The sequence below is a fragment of the Lysobacter enzymogenes genome, from assembly GCF_017168095.1.
Lineage (GTDB): Bacteria > Pseudomonadota > Gammaproteobacteria > Xanthomonadales > Xanthomonadaceae > Lysobacter > Lysobacter enzymogenes_D.
This window is the reverse complement of record NZ_LXSD01000410.1, coordinates 31,651-46,155: the sequence shown is the minus strand read 5'-3', so window position 1 is coordinate 46,155 and position 14,505 is coordinate 31,651. Positions and strand designations below refer to the sequence as shown.

Annotated in this window: 15 protein-coding genes; 7 read left to right on the top strand and 8 right to left on the bottom strand. The window is 69.3% G+C overall.

What is annotated here, in order from left to right:
- Positions 1-255 (bottom strand): hypothetical protein (locus A7A76_RS17635; protein WP_206412431.1); only part of this gene is annotated, 255 nt, incomplete at its 3' end.
- 4 nt (positions 256-259) lie between these two features.
- Entirely contained in the window at positions 260-1,570 is a 1,311-nt protein-coding gene (locus tag A7A76_RS17630) for a sigma 54-interacting transcriptional regulator (RefSeq protein ID WP_206412430.1), read from the bottom strand.
- 437 nt (positions 1,571-2,007) lie between these two features.
- Here A7A76_RS17630 and A7A76_RS17625 point away from each other — a divergent pair, with 437 nt between their 5' ends.
- The 3 genes from A7A76_RS17625 to ligD all read left to right on the top strand — a co-directional run bounded on the left by A7A76_RS17625 (position 2,008) and on the right by ligD (position 6,356).
- Positions 2,008-2,385 carry a hypothetical protein gene (locus tag A7A76_RS17625; protein ID WP_206412429.1) on the top strand — a complete coding sequence of 126 codons (378 nt, stop codon included), beginning with the start codon at positions 2,008-2,010 and terminating at the stop codon, positions 2,383-2,385.
- A 10-nt stretch (positions 2,386-2,395) separates the two neighbouring features.
- Positions 2,396-3,394, top strand: a complete 999-nt coding sequence (locus tag A7A76_RS17620; RefSeq protein ID WP_206412428.1) for a mechanosensitive ion channel family protein — start codon at positions 2,396-2,398, stop codon at positions 3,392-3,394.
- A 223-nt stretch (positions 3,395-3,617) separates the two neighbouring features.
- Positions 3,618-6,356: a DNA ligase D gene (gene ligD, locus A7A76_RS17615; protein WP_206412427.1), complete on the top strand. Its 2,739-nt coding sequence runs from the start codon at positions 3,618-3,620 to the stop codon at positions 6,354-6,356.
- Positions 6,357-6,363: 7 nt separating this feature from the next.
- Here the strand turns inward: ligD and A7A76_RS17610 are convergent, their stop codons facing one another.
- The gene (locus tag A7A76_RS17610; RefSeq protein ID WP_206412426.1) at positions 6,364-6,645 is read right to left on the bottom strand and encodes a hypothetical protein; all 282 of its coding nucleotides are present in this window, start codon (positions 6,643-6,645) and stop codon (positions 6,364-6,366) included.
- 269 nt (positions 6,646-6,914) lie between these two features.
- Between A7A76_RS17610 and A7A76_RS17605 the strand changes: the two genes are divergently transcribed.
- From A7A76_RS17605 to A7A76_RS17595, 3 genes are all read left to right on the top strand, one after another.
- Positions 6,915-7,826 carry a Ku protein gene (locus tag A7A76_RS17605; RefSeq protein WP_206412425.1) on the top strand — a complete coding sequence of 304 codons (912 nt, stop codon included), beginning with the start codon at positions 6,915-6,917 and terminating at the stop codon, positions 7,824-7,826.
- Positions 7,827-8,079: 253 nt separating this feature from the next.
- The gene (locus A7A76_RS17600) at positions 8,080-8,565 is read left to right on the top strand and encodes a pyridoxamine 5'-phosphate oxidase family protein (RefSeq protein WP_206412424.1); all 486 of its coding nucleotides are present in this window, start codon (positions 8,080-8,082) and stop codon (positions 8,563-8,565) included.
- Positions 8,566-8,576: 11 nt separating this feature from the next.
- On the top strand, positions 8,577-8,930 hold the full coding sequence (locus A7A76_RS17595) for a hypothetical protein (protein WP_343225358.1): 354 nt from the start codon (positions 8,577-8,579) through the stop codon (positions 8,928-8,930).
- Between the two features lie 91 nt (positions 8,931-9,021).
- On the opposite strand, the gene A7A76_RS17590 is transcribed toward A7A76_RS17595, so the two are convergent.
- The 3 genes from A7A76_RS17590 to A7A76_RS17580 form a co-directional block, all read right to left on the bottom strand.
- Entirely contained in the window at positions 9,022-9,186 is a 165-nt protein-coding gene (locus A7A76_RS17590) for a DUF1328 domain-containing protein (RefSeq protein WP_206412423.1), read from the bottom strand.
- Positions 9,187-9,269: 83 nt separating this feature from the next.
- Positions 9,270-9,647, bottom strand: a complete 378-nt coding sequence (locus A7A76_RS17585) for a hypothetical protein (protein ID WP_206412422.1) — start codon at positions 9,645-9,647, stop codon at positions 9,270-9,272.
- A gap of 289 nt (positions 9,648-9,936) precedes the next feature.
- A complete protein-coding gene (locus A7A76_RS17580; RefSeq protein ID WP_206412421.1) occupies positions 9,937-10,554 on the bottom strand; it encodes a hypothetical protein in 618 nt (205 codons plus the stop codon).
- 160 nt (positions 10,555-10,714) lie between these two features.
- On the opposite strand from A7A76_RS17580, the gene A7A76_RS17575 reads away from it, so the two are divergent.
- Positions 10,715-11,365: a DUF6766 family protein gene (locus A7A76_RS17575; RefSeq protein ID WP_206412420.1), complete on the top strand. Its 651-nt coding sequence runs from the start codon at positions 10,715-10,717 to the stop codon at positions 11,363-11,365.
- Positions 11,366-11,418: 53 nt separating this feature from the next.
- Here A7A76_RS17575 and A7A76_RS17570 read toward each other — a convergent pair whose 3' ends face one another.
- Together A7A76_RS17570 and A7A76_RS17565 are read right to left on the bottom strand one after the other, a co-directional pair.
- Complete coding sequence (locus A7A76_RS17570) at positions 11,419-12,177, bottom strand: DNA-formamidopyrimidine glycosylase family protein (protein WP_206412419.1); 759 nt, start codon at positions 12,175-12,177, stop codon at positions 11,419-11,421.
- Between the two features lie 75 nt (positions 12,178-12,252).
- Entirely contained in the window at positions 12,253-14,448 is a 2,196-nt protein-coding gene (locus A7A76_RS17565; RefSeq protein WP_206412418.1) for a catalase, read from the bottom strand.
- Positions 14,449-14,505 lie beyond the last annotated feature (57 nt).

The following is a 14,505-nucleotide window of genomic DNA, read 5'->3' as shown; positions in this document are numbered from 1 at the left end:
CGGCGCCTGCTCCAGCAGCGCCGCCGCGCGCGCGCAGGCGCCGCGCGCGCGCTCCAGGTTTTCCTGGGCCTTGGCCACCGCGCCGCCGGCCAGCACCGCCTCCGCCGCGGCGCAGGCCATGTTGGCGGTGTTGAGTTCGTTGCGCAGGCGATGCAGCCAGCGCGCCGGGTCTGTCGCCGCCGCGGGCGACTGCGCGGGCGATGGACCGGCGGGCGGATCGGGCAGGTCGGGCAGGTCGGGCAGCTTCGCGTTCATCGGTTCAGTCCACCTCGCGGCCGCTTTCGCGCAGGCGCGCGATCTGGTTGTGCACGGTGCGCACGCTCACGCCGAGGGCGCGCGCGGTGCGGGTGCGGTCCTGGCCGAAGTGGGCCAGGGTCTTGAGCAGCATTTCGCGCTCGATCTCCGCATAGCTCATGCCGACGCTGAAGCACACGCTGCCGGGATCCTCGGCGGCGACCTGCAGCCGTCGCGCGCCGGGCACGATGCGCACGTCGTCGCCGGGCGCGGTCAGGTACGCGCGCCGCACCGCGCTGCGCAGCTCGCGCACGTTGCCGGGCCAGGGATGCGCGGCCAGCGCGCGCTCGCTGCCGGCGGCCAAGCGCTTGCGGGTGCCGTGCTCGGCGTTGAGTTCGTCGAGGGCGGCGCGCGCGATCAGCGCCGCGTCGCCGCCGCGGCTGCGCAGCGGCGGCAACTCCAGATGCACGTCGGCGAGCCGATAGTAAAGGTCTTCGCGCAGCGCGCCGTCCTCGATCGCGCGCAACGGATCGCGGTTGCAGGCCGCGACCACGCGCACGTCGATCGCGATCTCGCCGGCGCCGCCGACCCGGGTCAAGCCGCCGGATTCCAGCACCCGCAACAGATAGACCTGCAGCGCCGGCGGCATCTCGGTGATTTCGTCGAGGAACAAGGTGCCGCCATGGGCCTGCTCGAAATAGCCGGCGTGGCGGCCGGCGGCGCCGGTGAAGCTGCCACGTTCGTGGCCGAACAGGTGGCTGGCGAGCAGGTCCGGCGCGATCGCGCCGCAGTTGACCGCGACGAACGCGCCGGCGCGGCCGCTCAGGCGGTGCAGCGCGCGCGCGGCCAGTTCCTTGCCGGTGCCGCTCTCGCCGCTGAGCAGCACCGACAGCGGCGACGGCGCGATCCGGCGCAGGTCCGCGCCCAGCCTTTGCATCGGCGGCGAGCGGCCGATCAGGCCGAGCGGGTCGGCCGCGCGCTCCTCGCGCCCGCGCGCGGCGACGCGGTCGAGCAACTGGCCGAACTGCTCCGGCACCAACGGCTTGACCAGGTATTCCATGATCGGCCGGGCCACCGCCCGCGCCGCGGATTCCACCGACGGATGGCCGGTGACGATGGCGATCTGGCCCTGCTCCGGCAGCGCGGCCTCGTCGAGCAGTTCGAAGCCGCTGCCGTCGGGCAGGTCGAGATCGAGCAGCAGCAGGTCCATCGTCGCCAGTTGCGCGAACCCGCGCGATTGCTCCAGCGAATGCGCCAGATAGGGCGTGTAGCCGCGCGAACGGGCGAAATCGGCGGCTGAACGGGCGAAATCCTGGTCGTCGTCGACGATCAGCACCGTCGGCGCAGCGGCTGCGGGCGCAGCAGACACAGTCGCAGGAGAGTACGGCGCACCGGCGTGCGCAGGATCGTTGGGCACGGGCTGACGTTCCTGTCGTGGGAGGCGACGGTGCGTGCGGCGCACCGTCGATTTCACCGTAGTCCCGGCTCGGTTAAGCCGGTGTTGGCGGAAAATGATTCATGCGTGAGGAAACATTTGCGCCGTCACACTCCGGTGCGGCGCGCACGCCGCGGCGGCGCAGGCCTGTGCGAGGCAAGTTTTACCGCGATGCGGCGCGCACGGGCGGCGTTGGCACGGGAGTTGCGTTGCTTTGCTCAGCGAGCCGCGCATTCCTGCGCCGGCCGCGCAACCTGGGACGTCCAATGCACAGGTCGACGCTGGATCGAAATCGTTTCGCCCCGTTGACGACGGCGACATCGCCGCGATCGGGACTCTTGCAGCGAGCCAGTCGCGTCGCTGTCCATGCGCACGCGCCGGACAATGCGCTGCGCGCCGACGATGTCCGCGCGCCGACGTATCCGATGGCGCCGGAAGTGATCGATATGGACTCCGAGCTGGGCTACTGGCGCAGCCGCTACCGCGGCCTGCCCGGCGGCAGCGCGCTGCGCTACGGCGACTACGAGCCCGCCGTGAAGCTCGGCATGGACGCGTACATGCGCAGCCGCGGCCGCAGCATCGACGAAATGGAGAGCGAGCTGGAGACCTGCTACCGCCGCACCCGCGGCGTCAGCCGCCTGGACTGGCAGCAGGCGCGCGCAGTGGTGCGCCTGGCCTGGAACCATCTGCACCTGCGCGGCGAGATCAAGGAATGAGGGCAGGGCGATGACAGGCGCGGGCGCGGCCTGGATCTTGGCGGCCGTCGCGGCCCCGGCGCCGGCGTCGTTCGACTGGAACGCGCTGCGCGAACGCCTGCTGGCCGAACTTTACCGTTTTCTCGCCGCCGCGCCGCTGTTGGTGCTGGCGCTGCTGTTGACCCTGGCGGCCTGGTGGATCGGCGGCTGGCTCGGGCGACGCGCATTGATCGATCGCCTGGCCGGCGCCAATCCGTTCCTCAAGAACCTGCTGGCGACCACCGTGCGCGGCGGCTGCGCCTTGCTCGGCCTGGCCGTGGGCCTGCAACTGATGAACGCCACCGCGATCGTCGGTGCGCTGCTGGGCACGGCCGGCGTGGTCGGCATCGCCCTGGGATTCGCGTTCAAGGACATCGTCGAGAACTACATCGCCGGCGTGCTGTTGAGCCTGCGCCAGCCGTTTCGCCCGCACGATCACGTGCGCATCGCCGAGCACGAAGGATTGGTGACGGCGATGACCGCGCGCGCGACCGTGCTGATGACCCTGGACGGCAATCAGTTGCGCGTCCCCAACGCGCTGGTGTTCAAGAGCGTGATCCTGAACTTCAGCCAGAATCCCAGCCGGCGCTTCGAGTTCGATCTCAACGCGCCGCTGGGCGACGGCCTGCCGGCGGCGCAGGCGCTGGCGCGGCGCGAGGTCGAGGCCGTGGACGGCGTGCTGCGCGAGCCGGAGGCCGAGGTGTTCGTGGTGTCCAGCGACGGCAGCAAGGCCAGCCTGCGCGTGCGCGGCTGGATCGATCAGCGCCGCAGCGACATCGACCAGGTCCGCGGCGCGGCCCTGCGCGCCGCCAGCGCAGCGCTGCAGTCCCCGGCCGCGAGCGAACCCAGCCGGGCGGAGCCTGGCTTGCGCGCCGCGGCCACCGCGACCCGGCCGGGAACCGCCGAACGCACGCGCCGGCATTTGCTGCGCGCGGGCGAGTCCGGCGCGCATTCGCGCGATCTGCTCGATCCGGCCGCCCCGGCCGAGTGAGGCCGCGGCCGTCGCCGCGGGGTCGCCGGCGCGTTCGTTAGCGCGCCATCAAGGCCGCGCGCCGGCGACGACGACGCGCCGCTAGCGCCGGCGCGCCTAGCGTGGTCCGCGCGGCGGCCGGCCTCGCGCCCACCCGCGGCGCGAACCGATCCCATTCCGAGGCAAGCGACATGCGATCCATCCCGCTCTTCTCCATCGCCGATGCGCGGCGCCCGGACAGCGCATGAGCCTGCACGACTATCGGCGCAAGCGCCGTTTCGACCGCACCCGCGAACCCGAGCCGGGCGCGCCGCCGCGCGGACAGCGCGCGATCTTCGTGGTCCAACTGCATCACGCCAGCCGCCGCCATTACGACTTCCGCCTCCAGGTCGGCGGCGCGCTCAAGAGCTGGGCCGTGCCCAAGGGGCCTTCCTACGATCCGTCGGTCAAGCGCATGGCGGTGGAAGTCGAGGACCATCCGCTCGATTACGCCGGTTTCGAAGGCGAGATTCCGCACGGCGAATACGGAGGCGGCCACGTCGCCCGCTTCGACACCGGCGTGTGGGCCACGCAGGGCGATCCGCAGGCGCAGCTGGCCAAGGGCCATCTGCGCTTCGAGCTGTTCGGACGCAAGCTCAAGGGCGGCTGGCACCTGGTGCGTTCGGGCAAGCCGGCGCGCCAGCCGCAGTGGTTGCTGTTCAAGGATCGCGACGAATACGCCGGCACGCTCGAGGCCGACGATCTGCTCGCCGATGTGGCGCCGCCGCCGGCCGCCGACGCGGCGCGGGCCGGACGCGGCAAGCCGCGCAAGCGACGCCTGGCCGAAGTCGCAGTGCCGCAGGCGCAGCACCGCGACTGGTCCGCGGCCGCGCGCGCGTTGCCCGGCGCGCGCCGCGCCCGTTTCGACGGCGGCGCGTTCGAACTGCAGCTGGCGCGGCTGGCCGAGGGTCCGCCGCCGGGCGAGCAATGGCTGCACGAGATCAAGTGGGACGGCTACCGGATCGCCGCCGGCGTCGCCGCCGGCCGCGTCCGCCTGTGGTCGCGCAACGCGCTCGAATGGACGCGAAAGATTCCCGAAATCGCGGCGGCGGTGGAAGCCTTGGGACTGCGCAGCGCAGCCCTGGACGGCGAGCTGATCGCCGGCCGCGGCGCGCGCGAGGACTTCAACCTGCTGCAGGCGACGCTGTCCGGCGAGAAGCAGGGGGCGCTGGCCCTGGTCCTGTTCGATCTGCTGCATCTGGACGGCTGGGATCTGCGCGCGGCGCCGCTGCTGCAGCGCAAGGCGCTGTTGGCGCAAGTGCTGGAAGGGGCCGGGCCGCACCTGCGCTACAGCTCGCATGCGCTCGGCGACGGCGAGCGCGCGTTCGAGCTGGCGGGCGAGCAGGGCTTCGAAGGGATCGTGTCCAAGCGCGCCGACCGCGCGCATCATCCCGGCCGCAGCGACGAATGGCGCAAGAGCAAGCGCCTGGCCAGCGACGAATTCGCGGTGGTGGGCTACACGCCGCCGAAGGGTTCGCGCAGCGGGTTCGGCTCGCTGCTGCTGGCGCGGCCGGACCCGACCCACGGCTGGCGCTATGCCGGTCGGGTCGGGACGGGATTTTCGGCCGAATCGCTCGCCGATCTGTCCAGGCGCCTGCCCAAGGGCGCGGCCAAACCCAGCGTGCACGTGCCGCCGCACGACACCGACCTGCGCGCGGCGCGCTGGTTCGCGCCGGCCTTCGTGGTCGAGGCCTTCTATCGCGGCATCGGCGGCCATGGCCTGCTGCGGCAGGCGTCGCTGAAGGCGCTGCGCTCCGACAAGACGCTCGCGGACCTCGGCGACGGCGACCGCGTTTCGGCCGCAAGGCGCAACACAACCAGCGAATCCGAACCGATACGGAAGACCGCCATGAAGCGTACTGCCGCCAAGTCCAAAACCGCGAGCGGAAAATCCGTGCGCTCGACATCGGTCGGCTCGACATCGGTCGGCTCAAAATCTGCACCCTCAAAATCTGCACCCTCAAAATCGGCCGATACCGGCCCTGCCGAAACCGCTTCCCGGTCCGCGGATAAAGCCGCACACCAGCGCCGGGGCGCTGCGCCCGCGAGCCTGGACGAGTTTCGCCTGACCAGTCCCGCACGCGTGGTCTATCCGGACATCGGCGCGAGCAAGCGCGACGTCGCGGCTTACTACCTGGCGATGGCCGACTGGCTGCTGCCGGAGATCGTCGACCGGCCGCTGTCGATCGTGCGCTGCACCCAGGGCGCGGCGCGTCCATGTTTCTTCCAGAAGCACCACACCGCGGGCCTGGAGCAAGTGGACAGCGTCAGCCTGGAGGAAGATTCCGGCCAGTTTGCCGATTACCTGGTCGTGCGCGATCTCGACGGCCTGATGAACCTGGTGCAGTTCAACGCGCTGGAGTTCCATCCCTGGGGAGCGAAAGCGCGCAGCCCCGACCGCGCCGACCGCATCGTGTTCGATCTCGATCCGGGCCCCGGCGTCGCGTGGCCTGCGGTGGTCGCCGCGGCGCGCCAGGTTCGTTCGCTGCTGAACTCGCTGCAATTGCAGTCGTTCGTGCGCACCTCCGGCGGCAAGGGGCTGCACGTGGTGGTGCCGGTGAATCCGGGCTGCGACTGGGAGCTGGTCAAGCCGTTCGCGCACAGCTTCGCCGATACGCTGGCGGCGATGGAGCCGCTCAAGTACATCGCCACCGCGACCAAGAAATTCCGCAACAACAAGATCTTCGTCGACTACCTGCGCAACGGCCGCGGCGCCACCAGCGTGGCTTCGTTCTCGCTGCGCGCGCGCGAAGGCGCGCCGGTGGCGATGCCGCTGCGCTGGGAGGAGCTGGGGCGGATCAAGAGCGGCCACGCCTTCGACCTGCACTCGGCGCAGGCGCGGGTCAAGCGTCTGCGCCGGCATCCGTGGGCCGGCATCGACGAGGTCCGGCAGGATCTGGAGCGGGTCGTGGAGCGCTTGCGGCGGTTGCGGCCGGACGAGTGACCCGCGCTTATCGCCGCCGCAGCAAGGCGCCTGCCGCGACGCCAGCGGCCAGCGCAGCGGCCAGGCTCGGCAGCGGCCACGCGCGGATCGCCGCCTCGGCGCGGGCGTGCCAGCTCTGGACCGGCGCGTCGGCCGTCGGCCACTCATCGATCGCCGCAGTCCCGTCGAAAGCCAGCGTCGGCGTCCGTGCGTACAGGCCCGGCGCCGGACTGGCAGAGTCGACCGTTGCCGTGTCGGTGGCGCCGCGGCCGGCGAAATCGGTGGGGGTTGCGGGGACGGAGTAGGGCATGGCGGGCTCCTGAGGCGGGAAGGGTGGCGGCGGTCGCGGCCGCCGCAATCGAACGCGCACGTTAGCCATCGTGCGATTCAGCGCAGGCGATACCCACGTGAACATCGCGCTAAGCGCGGGCCAGGACGGTTGGTCCGCGCGAATCGCGCCGGATCCCGAGCCGAGGCTTTCACTCAGGTTGAACCCGCGGCGGCGCACAGTCGCCTGCCTCCTCAGTCGTGCCTCTCAGTCGTACCTTCTCAATCCGCCCGCAACCCTGGAGTTCGCCCATGGCGCGCCCGATCTGGACCGGAACCATCTCCTTCGGCCTGCTCAACATCCCGGTCAAGCTGATGGCCGGCGAGCGCCGCGTCGATCTGCACTTCCGCATGCTCGACAGCCGCAACAAGGCGCCTGTCCGCTACGAGCGGGTCAACGAGGAAACCGGCGAGGAAGTGCCCTGGAAGGAGATCGTCAAGGCTTTCGAGTACGACAAAGGCAGCTATGTCGTGCTGGAGCCGTCCGATATCCAGGCCGCCGCGCCCGAGCACACCGAGACCGTCGACATCGACGCCTTCGTTCCGGCCGCCGACATCGGCAGCGAGTACTACGACAAGCCCTACATCCTGGAGCCGGGCAAGAAGGCCGAGAAAGGCTATGTGCTGCTGCGCGAGGTGCTGGAGAAGACCGGCATGGTCGGCGTGGGCCGGGTGGTCATCCGCACCCGCGAATACCTGGCCGCGCTCGCGCCCAAGGGCAACGCGCTGGTCCTGCTGATCCTGCGCTACGCCCAGGAACTGGTGGACCCGGAAGAGTACAAGCTGCCCGAGGGCGGCCTGGCAAAATGGAAGATCTCCGCGCGCGAAGTGGAGATGGCGCAGCAACTGATCGAATCGATGAGCGCGGCGTGGAAGCCCGAGTCCTACAAGGACGATTTCCGCGAGCGCCTGCACAAGGTCATCGAGCAGCGGGTCAAGGCCAAGAAGGTGGTGCGCGGCAAGCAGGCCGACGAGTCGAAACTGCCGGAGAACGCCGCGACCAACGTCATCGACTTCGCCGAACTGCTCAAGCGCAGCCTGGCCAGGAAAGGCGCCGCGGCGCCGGCCAAGGCGGCCGGCAAACGCGCGGCCAAGACCGCCAAGGCCGCGAAGAAGAAGCCGGCCAAGCGCGCGGCTCGCTCGCGCGCGACCAAGCGCGCCTGAGCGCTCAGCCGCACACCTTATCGGCGCGGCACGACGGACGACTTGATCGCGCACGGGCCTGCGGCGCCGCGGTTGCCGCTGCCAACGCCGGGTTTTCGTCCTCTTCGCACGGCTCAGGCGCGCCGTTAACGCGGTCGCTGTCAGCGTCTGGACAGCGGCCGCTTCAAACCGATCCCACTCAAACCGATCCCGACCACGCGCCCAAGCCGCGCTGCGCGGCGCAAGGCCGGCAGGCGCCCAACAGGAGAACGACATGACCGATTCGCAAGCGCTCGAACGCAAGCTGTGGAAGCACCTGCACGCCGACCGCACGGTCATGCTGGGCGTGGAAGGCGAAAACGGCCACTGCCGGCCGATGACCGCGCTGGCCGAGGGCGACCGCTCGCCGCTGTGGTTTTTCACCGCGCGCGACAGCGACCTCGTCCGCCGCCTGCAGCAGCCCGCCCGCGCCGTAGCGGCTTTCGCGGCCAAGGACCATTCCGTGTTCGCGAGCATCGAAGGCGAGTTGCATCTGGACATCGACCCGGCCGTGATCGACCGCCTGTGGAACCCGTTCATCGCGGCCTGGTACGAAGGCGGCAAGGACGATCCGAATCTGGCGTTGCTGCGGTTCGATGCGGGCAGCGCGGAGGTCTGGTTGAACGAGAACAGCCTGCTCGCCGGGATCAAGCTGTTGCTCGGCAAGGATCCCAAGCGCGAGTACGCCGACAAGGTCGGCGAAGTGGATCTCAGGGGCTGAGGCGTCCGCGCGTGCTGACGACGCCGGACGGACGCTACATCGTGGTGAAGGGCCGGCTGTGGCGCGCGACGTCTCCGCATCTGTCGGCCGCGCAGAAATCGCAGGCGGTGAACGAACTGATGGCGGCGCGGCGTGCGGTCGCCGCAGCCGCGGGACGGACCGACGCGCTGCGCGAAGCGCGTCGGCGCGTCGACCGGGCCAAACGCGCGCTCGGCGAGCGTGGCCCGGTGTGGTGGACCGACGGGGCGCCCGACTACAACCGGCGCATGGTCCACCACAGCCCTTACGCAGCTTGGTACACGGCAACCATCGCCGATGCCGGCGAGGCCGAAGGCGACTCAGCCCGCCCACCTGCGCAGCGCTGAAACCCGGCCGGCGGCGTTGCTCGCGATACCTGGATCGCAACGCGCTGCGGCGCCGGCCGCGGGCGCCGCAGCGATATCGCCGTACCTGCGCTCACCCGACGCGGCCGCGTCCGCGGAAGAACGAAACCACCGCCAGGATCAGGAACACCACGAACAAGATCCAGGCGATCTGGCTGGCCGCTCCTGCGATTCCGCTGAAACCGAGCACGCCGGCGATCAGCGCGATGACCAGGAATACCACGGCGTAGTGCAGCATGAGAGTTCTCCGAGGATAGGTTGAGCGGATTCGGCGAGCGCCTGCGCGATCGGGCCCGATGGCTCGATTGCGCAGGCGCGGCCTCAGCGGGCGCGCAGGCCCAGGGTCATGCGGCCGACGGGAATCGGCGCCAGCGATTCGATCGTCCGGTTGCGCCGCTGCTCCCAGATTCGAACCCACACCATGGCGACAAGCTCGCGCGCCTGGCTCCAGTCCAGGCGCGATTCGTTGCCGGTGCGCCGATAGCGCGCTTCGAGTTCGTCGACCATTTCGGTCAGATCGCGGCCGTTGGCCTTGAGGCAGGCATCGATGCCCAGCTTCAACGCGGGCTTGACCTCATCCCAGCGCAGCGAGCGGCAATGCGGCAACTCGCGAAAGCCGGACCGCCAATGCGCGAGCTCGGCATCGGCGTCCACCACCAATGCGATTTCCTGCGTGGTCTCGAAAGCGTGCATACCCATCGTAAGCGTTCCTTGGCGTTGAAGAGGATGTCCCCCGGCTGCGCGACCGTAAGCAGCGCACGGTCGCCGCGACGTGAATAAAACGCCGTTCGCGAACGATATTTTCCTGATCGCCGATGCGGCTTAATCGTTCAGCGCCGAAGTAGGTAATCGCTCACGCTGACGGCGCTTCGACGCGAAGCCCTGCGTGCGTTGGCCCCGCCGAAATGCGAACCGCCCGCAAGCGATGCCTGCGGGCGGTTGCGATAAAGCGATGGAACGCGATGCGGAATCGCAGCGGCGACGGCGCTCAGTTCTTCTTCAACATCTGCTCGCGCGCCTGCTCGGCGCGCGATGCGCCGATCGCGGTTTCCACGTGCTTGACCTCTTCCGGCGGCGGCAGCACCGCCTTGAAGCCGAGGCTGGCGATCCACAATTCCCGGCCCCAACCCTTGGTGTGGTAGAGGTGGTGATCCTCTTGCTTTTCCACCTGCTCGTAGGCGTCCATCAGCGTTTGCGCCTGCTTGCCGCTGGTGTTCTTGGCGACGTGGCCGATCAGCTCCCAGTTCTGGTGATCCTTGGTTTCGGCCAGCACGACGCACTCGGCCGCGACCAGTTCGGCGGCCTGGGGGTCGCCGGCTTGCTGGGCCATGCGCATGGCCTTTACCAGCGAAGCGCCGATGTGCGCGACCACGTCGCGCCCGGGGGAAGCGGCCTGCGGATCCAGGCCCATCTCGGTGAGGACCGCTGTCAGTATCTGGTGGTGCCGGCGGGTTTCGTCGAGGTAGCCCTGCCATTCCTCGCGCAGATCGTCGTTGACCGCGCATTCGAGCGCCGTCTGGTAGATCTCGATTCCGCCGCTTTCGGTTTCCAGCGCCTGGTAAAGCAGCTCGTTCAACTGGGCGCGGTCGTGTCGCTTGCTGGCCATCGTCGCTTCTCCTGTTCGATTGCTGGCGTAGGTGCGTTGCTGCGTTACGCAACGTAGAGCCGATGAGGTTCAGCATCGGTGAGGGTCGGCGTGAACATCGCGCTAACGGCGACGGGCGGATGGTTGCGGCTACGATCCACTCACCGGAGCCGACCGCCGCATGCGACGCGAACCGTCTTTCTGGCAACGCAATGGACTGAGCCTGGTGCTGAGCGCGATCTTCGTCGCGTTTCTGCTCGGGCAGGTGCTGACCGGGCAGGCGAGCTGGAACCAGGAACTTGTGCGCGAAGGCAAACCGCCGCTGGATCTGGCGGCCTACTTCAGCAGCGGGCATTTCATCTCCGCGACGTTCGAGAACTGGGAAAGCGAGTTTCTGCAGATGGGCATGTACGTCCTGCTGACCGTATGGCTGCGCCAGCTGGGCTCGGCCGAATCGCGCGGGTTCGAAGAAGAGCCGGACAAGATCGACCCGGGCCCCACGCCGTGGCCGGTGCGCAAGGGCGGGGCCTGGGCGAAGCTTTACGCGAACTCGCTGACCTTGGCCTTCATCGGCCTGTTCCTGGTCTCGTTCGCGCTGCACGGTTACGGCAGCTGGCGGCACGAGAACGAACAGCGGCAGATCCAGGGGCGGGCCGAGGAAAGCCTGGTCGAGCACCTGGAAAGCGCGTCGTTCTGGTTCGAGTCGTTCCAGAACTGGCAGAGCGAGTTCCTCGCGGTGCTGTCGATCGTGGTGCTGTCGATCTTCCTGCGCCAGGACAAGTCGCCCGAGTCCAAGCCGGTGCGGGCGCCGCACCGGCAGACCGGCGCTTAGCGGCAGGGCGGGGCGCCCAAACCGGCGCCCGGCCGATGCGGCGAAGGCGCCGGCTAGCCGTCGGTGTCCGCCGCAGGCGGATACAGCCGCTGGCACAGCGGGCAGAAGAACGCGCGCCGCCTGTAGCGCCCGAGCTGCTTGCGAAAGCTCAGCCGGGCGCCATCGCGCGGACAGTGGGTCTTGGCGTGCACCTGCAAGTGCCGCTTGAGTTCGTAGGCCTTTTTCCAGCGATAGAAATCGAAGCTGTACTCGCGGGCCTGGGCGATCAAATCGGTGAGCTTGCTCGGCGGCAGCGCGCCGACCAGGCTTTCGGGGTGGACGCGTATGCGGTGCAGGACTTCGTTCTTGATGATGTTGCCGACGCCGGAAAACACGTTCTGGTCCAGCAACGCATCGGCGGCCAGCACCTGCGGCATCTGCTTGAGCTTCGCGCGCGCGGACTTCACATCCCAGTGCGGGTTCATGACGTCGGCCGACCAGTCGTAGACCTCGTCCAGCGGCTGCTCGACGAACCTGATCGAACAAGCGTAGAAGTTCAGCTCATCGCCGCCAGCGAACTGCAGGCTCAAGCGCGGCGCGGCCTCGCGCCGTTCGTTGATGCGGTAACTTCCGTACAGCATGAAATGCACGCGCAGGCTGAAGCCGGAGAACTCGAGCAGGAAATGCTTGCCCCAGGAGCGGATCGCCAGGATCTTGCGGCCGCGCATCCGCTGGATGTCCTGCGTGCTGTTGCCGGCCACGCGCTGCACTACGCGACCGGCGAACGCCGCGGCCTCTTCCTTCAACAGGACGATCGTAGGGCCTTCAGGCATCGGCGCAGCGCCAGCGCGCGGGTTCGTGCATAGACCGGCGATGTCGACCGCGCGGACAGGCCATGCGGGTCGGCGTCAGGCCAGGGTTCGCAGCGTGGGCTCGCGGTCCCACTGCCGGTTCTTGGCGAGCTTGACGAAGGCCTGCGTACGCTCCGCGGCGACGACGCCGGCATCGGGCTCTATGCCCGCGGCGCGCAACAGCGCGCGACCGCCGCCATCGACCGCGATCGCCTTGAGGTGGCCGAACGCGTCGCGGACGAAATCCAGCGCCGCCGCTTCGCTGGCCAGGCGCCGCGCCGCCGCATCCGAAAGCACCACGGCGACGGCGTCGAAGATCAGCGACGGCGTTCCCGCAAGCTGTCCGTCGGCCGGCAGCGCGCGGCCGTTGCTGAGCTTGGCTCCCGACAGCTTGGGCGCGACGATCTTGAACTGCGCGCCGGCCGCCTCCACCGCCTCGCGCAACGCCGCGATGGCCGCTGCGTCCGAGCCCTCGTCGACCAGCGCGCCGACGCAGCGCCCGGCAAGGGTGTCCTTGCGCTTGCCGATCAATTGCAGCATCGGCGACAGCGGCAGGTCGACCGGCTCCACCGCGGCCGGCGGCGCGGGCGGCAACCGCTGCAGGCCCAGCCCGTCGGCGACGCGCCGGGCCAGGTCGGGATCGACGTGGCGCAGATGACCGACGATCGCCTCGCGCACGTGCGGTGTCTGCACCTTCGATAGCTCGAACACCAGGGCGGAGGCCAGGTGCGCCTGTTCGGGCGGGGTCTGGCTGCGGAAGAACAGCCGCGCCTGGCTGTAGTGGTCGGCGAAGCTGGCCGCGCGCACCCGCCCCTTGACGCCGTCGTCGGCGGCGATCGCCGCGCTGCGGAAGCCCGCCGGCGTCTCCCGCGGCGAGGTCGGATCCAGCGAACTGGGCTCGTAGTTGACCCGGCCCTTGGGCACGGCCATCTGCATATGGCCGTCGCGCTGCAGGTTCGCGAACGGGCACTTGGGCGCGTTGATCGGCAGTTGATGGAAATTGGGCGAGCCCAGGCGCGAGAGCTGGGTATCCAGATACGAGAACAGACGCCCCTGCAGCAGCGGATCGTTGGAGAAATCGATGCCCGGCACGATGTGCGAGGGGCAGAACGCCACCTGCTCGGTTTCGGCGAAGAAATTGTCGGGCCAGCGGTCCAGCACCATGCGGCCGATCACGGTCAGCGGGATGGTTTCCTCGGGAATCAGCTTGGTCGGGTCGAGGTGATCGAACGGCAGCGCATCGGCCTGTTCCTGGTCGAACAACTGCACCGCCAGCTCCCATTCCGGGTAATCGCCGCGCTCGATCGCTTCGAACAGGTCGCGCCGGTGGAAGTCCGGATCGGCGCCGGCGAGCTTGACCGCTTCGTCCCAAAGCGTGGATTGCAGGCCGAGCTTGGGCCGCCAGTGGAACTTGACGAAGGTGGAGCGGCCCTTCGCGTCGACCAAGCGGAAGCTGTGCACGCCGAAGCCCTCGATCATGCGCAACGACCGCGGAATGGCGCGGTCGGACATCGCCCACATGATCATGTGCATCGCTTCGGGCGTCAGCGAGATGAAGTCCCAGAATGTGTCGTGGGCGCTGGCGGCCTGGGGAAACCCGCGGTCGGGCTCCATCTTGACCGAGTGCACCAGGTCGGGGAATTTCATCGCGTCCTGGACGAAGAACACCGGGATGTTGTTGCCGACCAGATCCCAATTGCCCTGCTGGGTGTAGAACTTGACCGCGAACCCGCGCACGTCGCGCGGCGTGTCGATCGAGCCGGCGCCGCCGGCCACGGTGGAAAAACGTACGAACACCGGCGTGCGTTCGCCGACTTCGGTCAGGATCCGCGCACTGGTGTATTTCTTCAGCGAACGCGTCAGCTCGAAATAGCCGTGCGCGGCCGAACCGCGCGCGTGGACGATGCGCTCGGGAATCCGCTCGTGGTCGAAGTGGGTGATCTTCTCGCGAAGAAGAAAATCTTCCAGCAAGGTCGGACCGCGTTCGCTCGCGCGCAGCGAGTTCTGGTTGTCCGACAGCGCTACACCCTGGTTGCTGGTGAGGGCCGGGTGCTCGCCTGCGACCTGTTGGTGCAGCTCATCGCCCGTGCCGCGCGAGTCCGCGCGTTTGCCGGACGCCGAGCGCTGAGCCGGCGCTTTCGCCGCGCCGGGGGCCGCCGCGGAGGGCGCGGCGTCCTCGCGTGCCGTGGAGGGTTTCGCCGTCTTGCTGGCAGCGCGGCGGTTGTGCGGTGTGGAGCGGGATTTGCTGGCCATGAGAGCGATCCTGTTGCGGCTGGCGACGAGCGGGCCTGGCGGGCCTGCAGAGCCCCG

Coding starts and splice junctions, on each gene's coding strand:
- A7A76_RS17565 (WP_206412418.1), bottom strand. CDS start 14,448: ATGGCCAGCAAATCCCGCTCCACACCGCACAACCGCCGCGCTGCCAGC.
- A7A76_RS17605 (WP_206412425.1), top strand. CDS start 6,915: ATGGCGCGCCCGATCTGGACCGGAACCATCTCCTTCGGCCTGCTCAAC.
- A7A76_RS17585 (WP_206412422.1), bottom strand. CDS start 9,647: ATGGGTATGCACGCTTTCGAGACCACGCAGGAAATCGCATTGGTGGTG.
- ligD (WP_206412427.1), top strand. CDS start 3,618: ATGAGCCTGCACGACTATCGGCGCAAGCGCCGTTTCGACCGCACCCGC.
- A7A76_RS17610 (WP_206412426.1), bottom strand. CDS start 6,645: ATGCCCTACTCCGTCCCCGCAACCCCCACCGATTTCGCCGGCCGCGGC.
- A7A76_RS17580 (WP_206412421.1), bottom strand. CDS start 10,554: ATGGCCAGCAAGCGACACGACCGCGCCCAGTTGAACGAGCTGCTTTAC.
- A7A76_RS17575 (WP_206412420.1), top strand. CDS start 10,715: ATGCGACGCGAACCGTCTTTCTGGCAACGCAATGGACTGAGCCTGGTG.
- A7A76_RS17600 (WP_206412424.1), top strand. CDS start 8,080: ATGACCGATTCGCAAGCGCTCGAACGCAAGCTGTGGAAGCACCTGCAC.
- A7A76_RS17570 (WP_206412419.1), bottom strand. CDS start 12,177: ATGCCTGAAGGCCCTACGATCGTCCTGTTGAAGGAAGAGGCCGCGGCG.
- A7A76_RS17620 (WP_206412428.1), top strand. CDS start 2,396: ATGACAGGCGCGGGCGCGGCCTGGATCTTGGCGGCCGTCGCGGCCCCG.
- A7A76_RS17590 (WP_206412423.1), bottom strand. CDS start 9,186: ATGCTGCACTACGCCGTGGTATTCCTGGTCATCGCGCTGATCGCCGGC.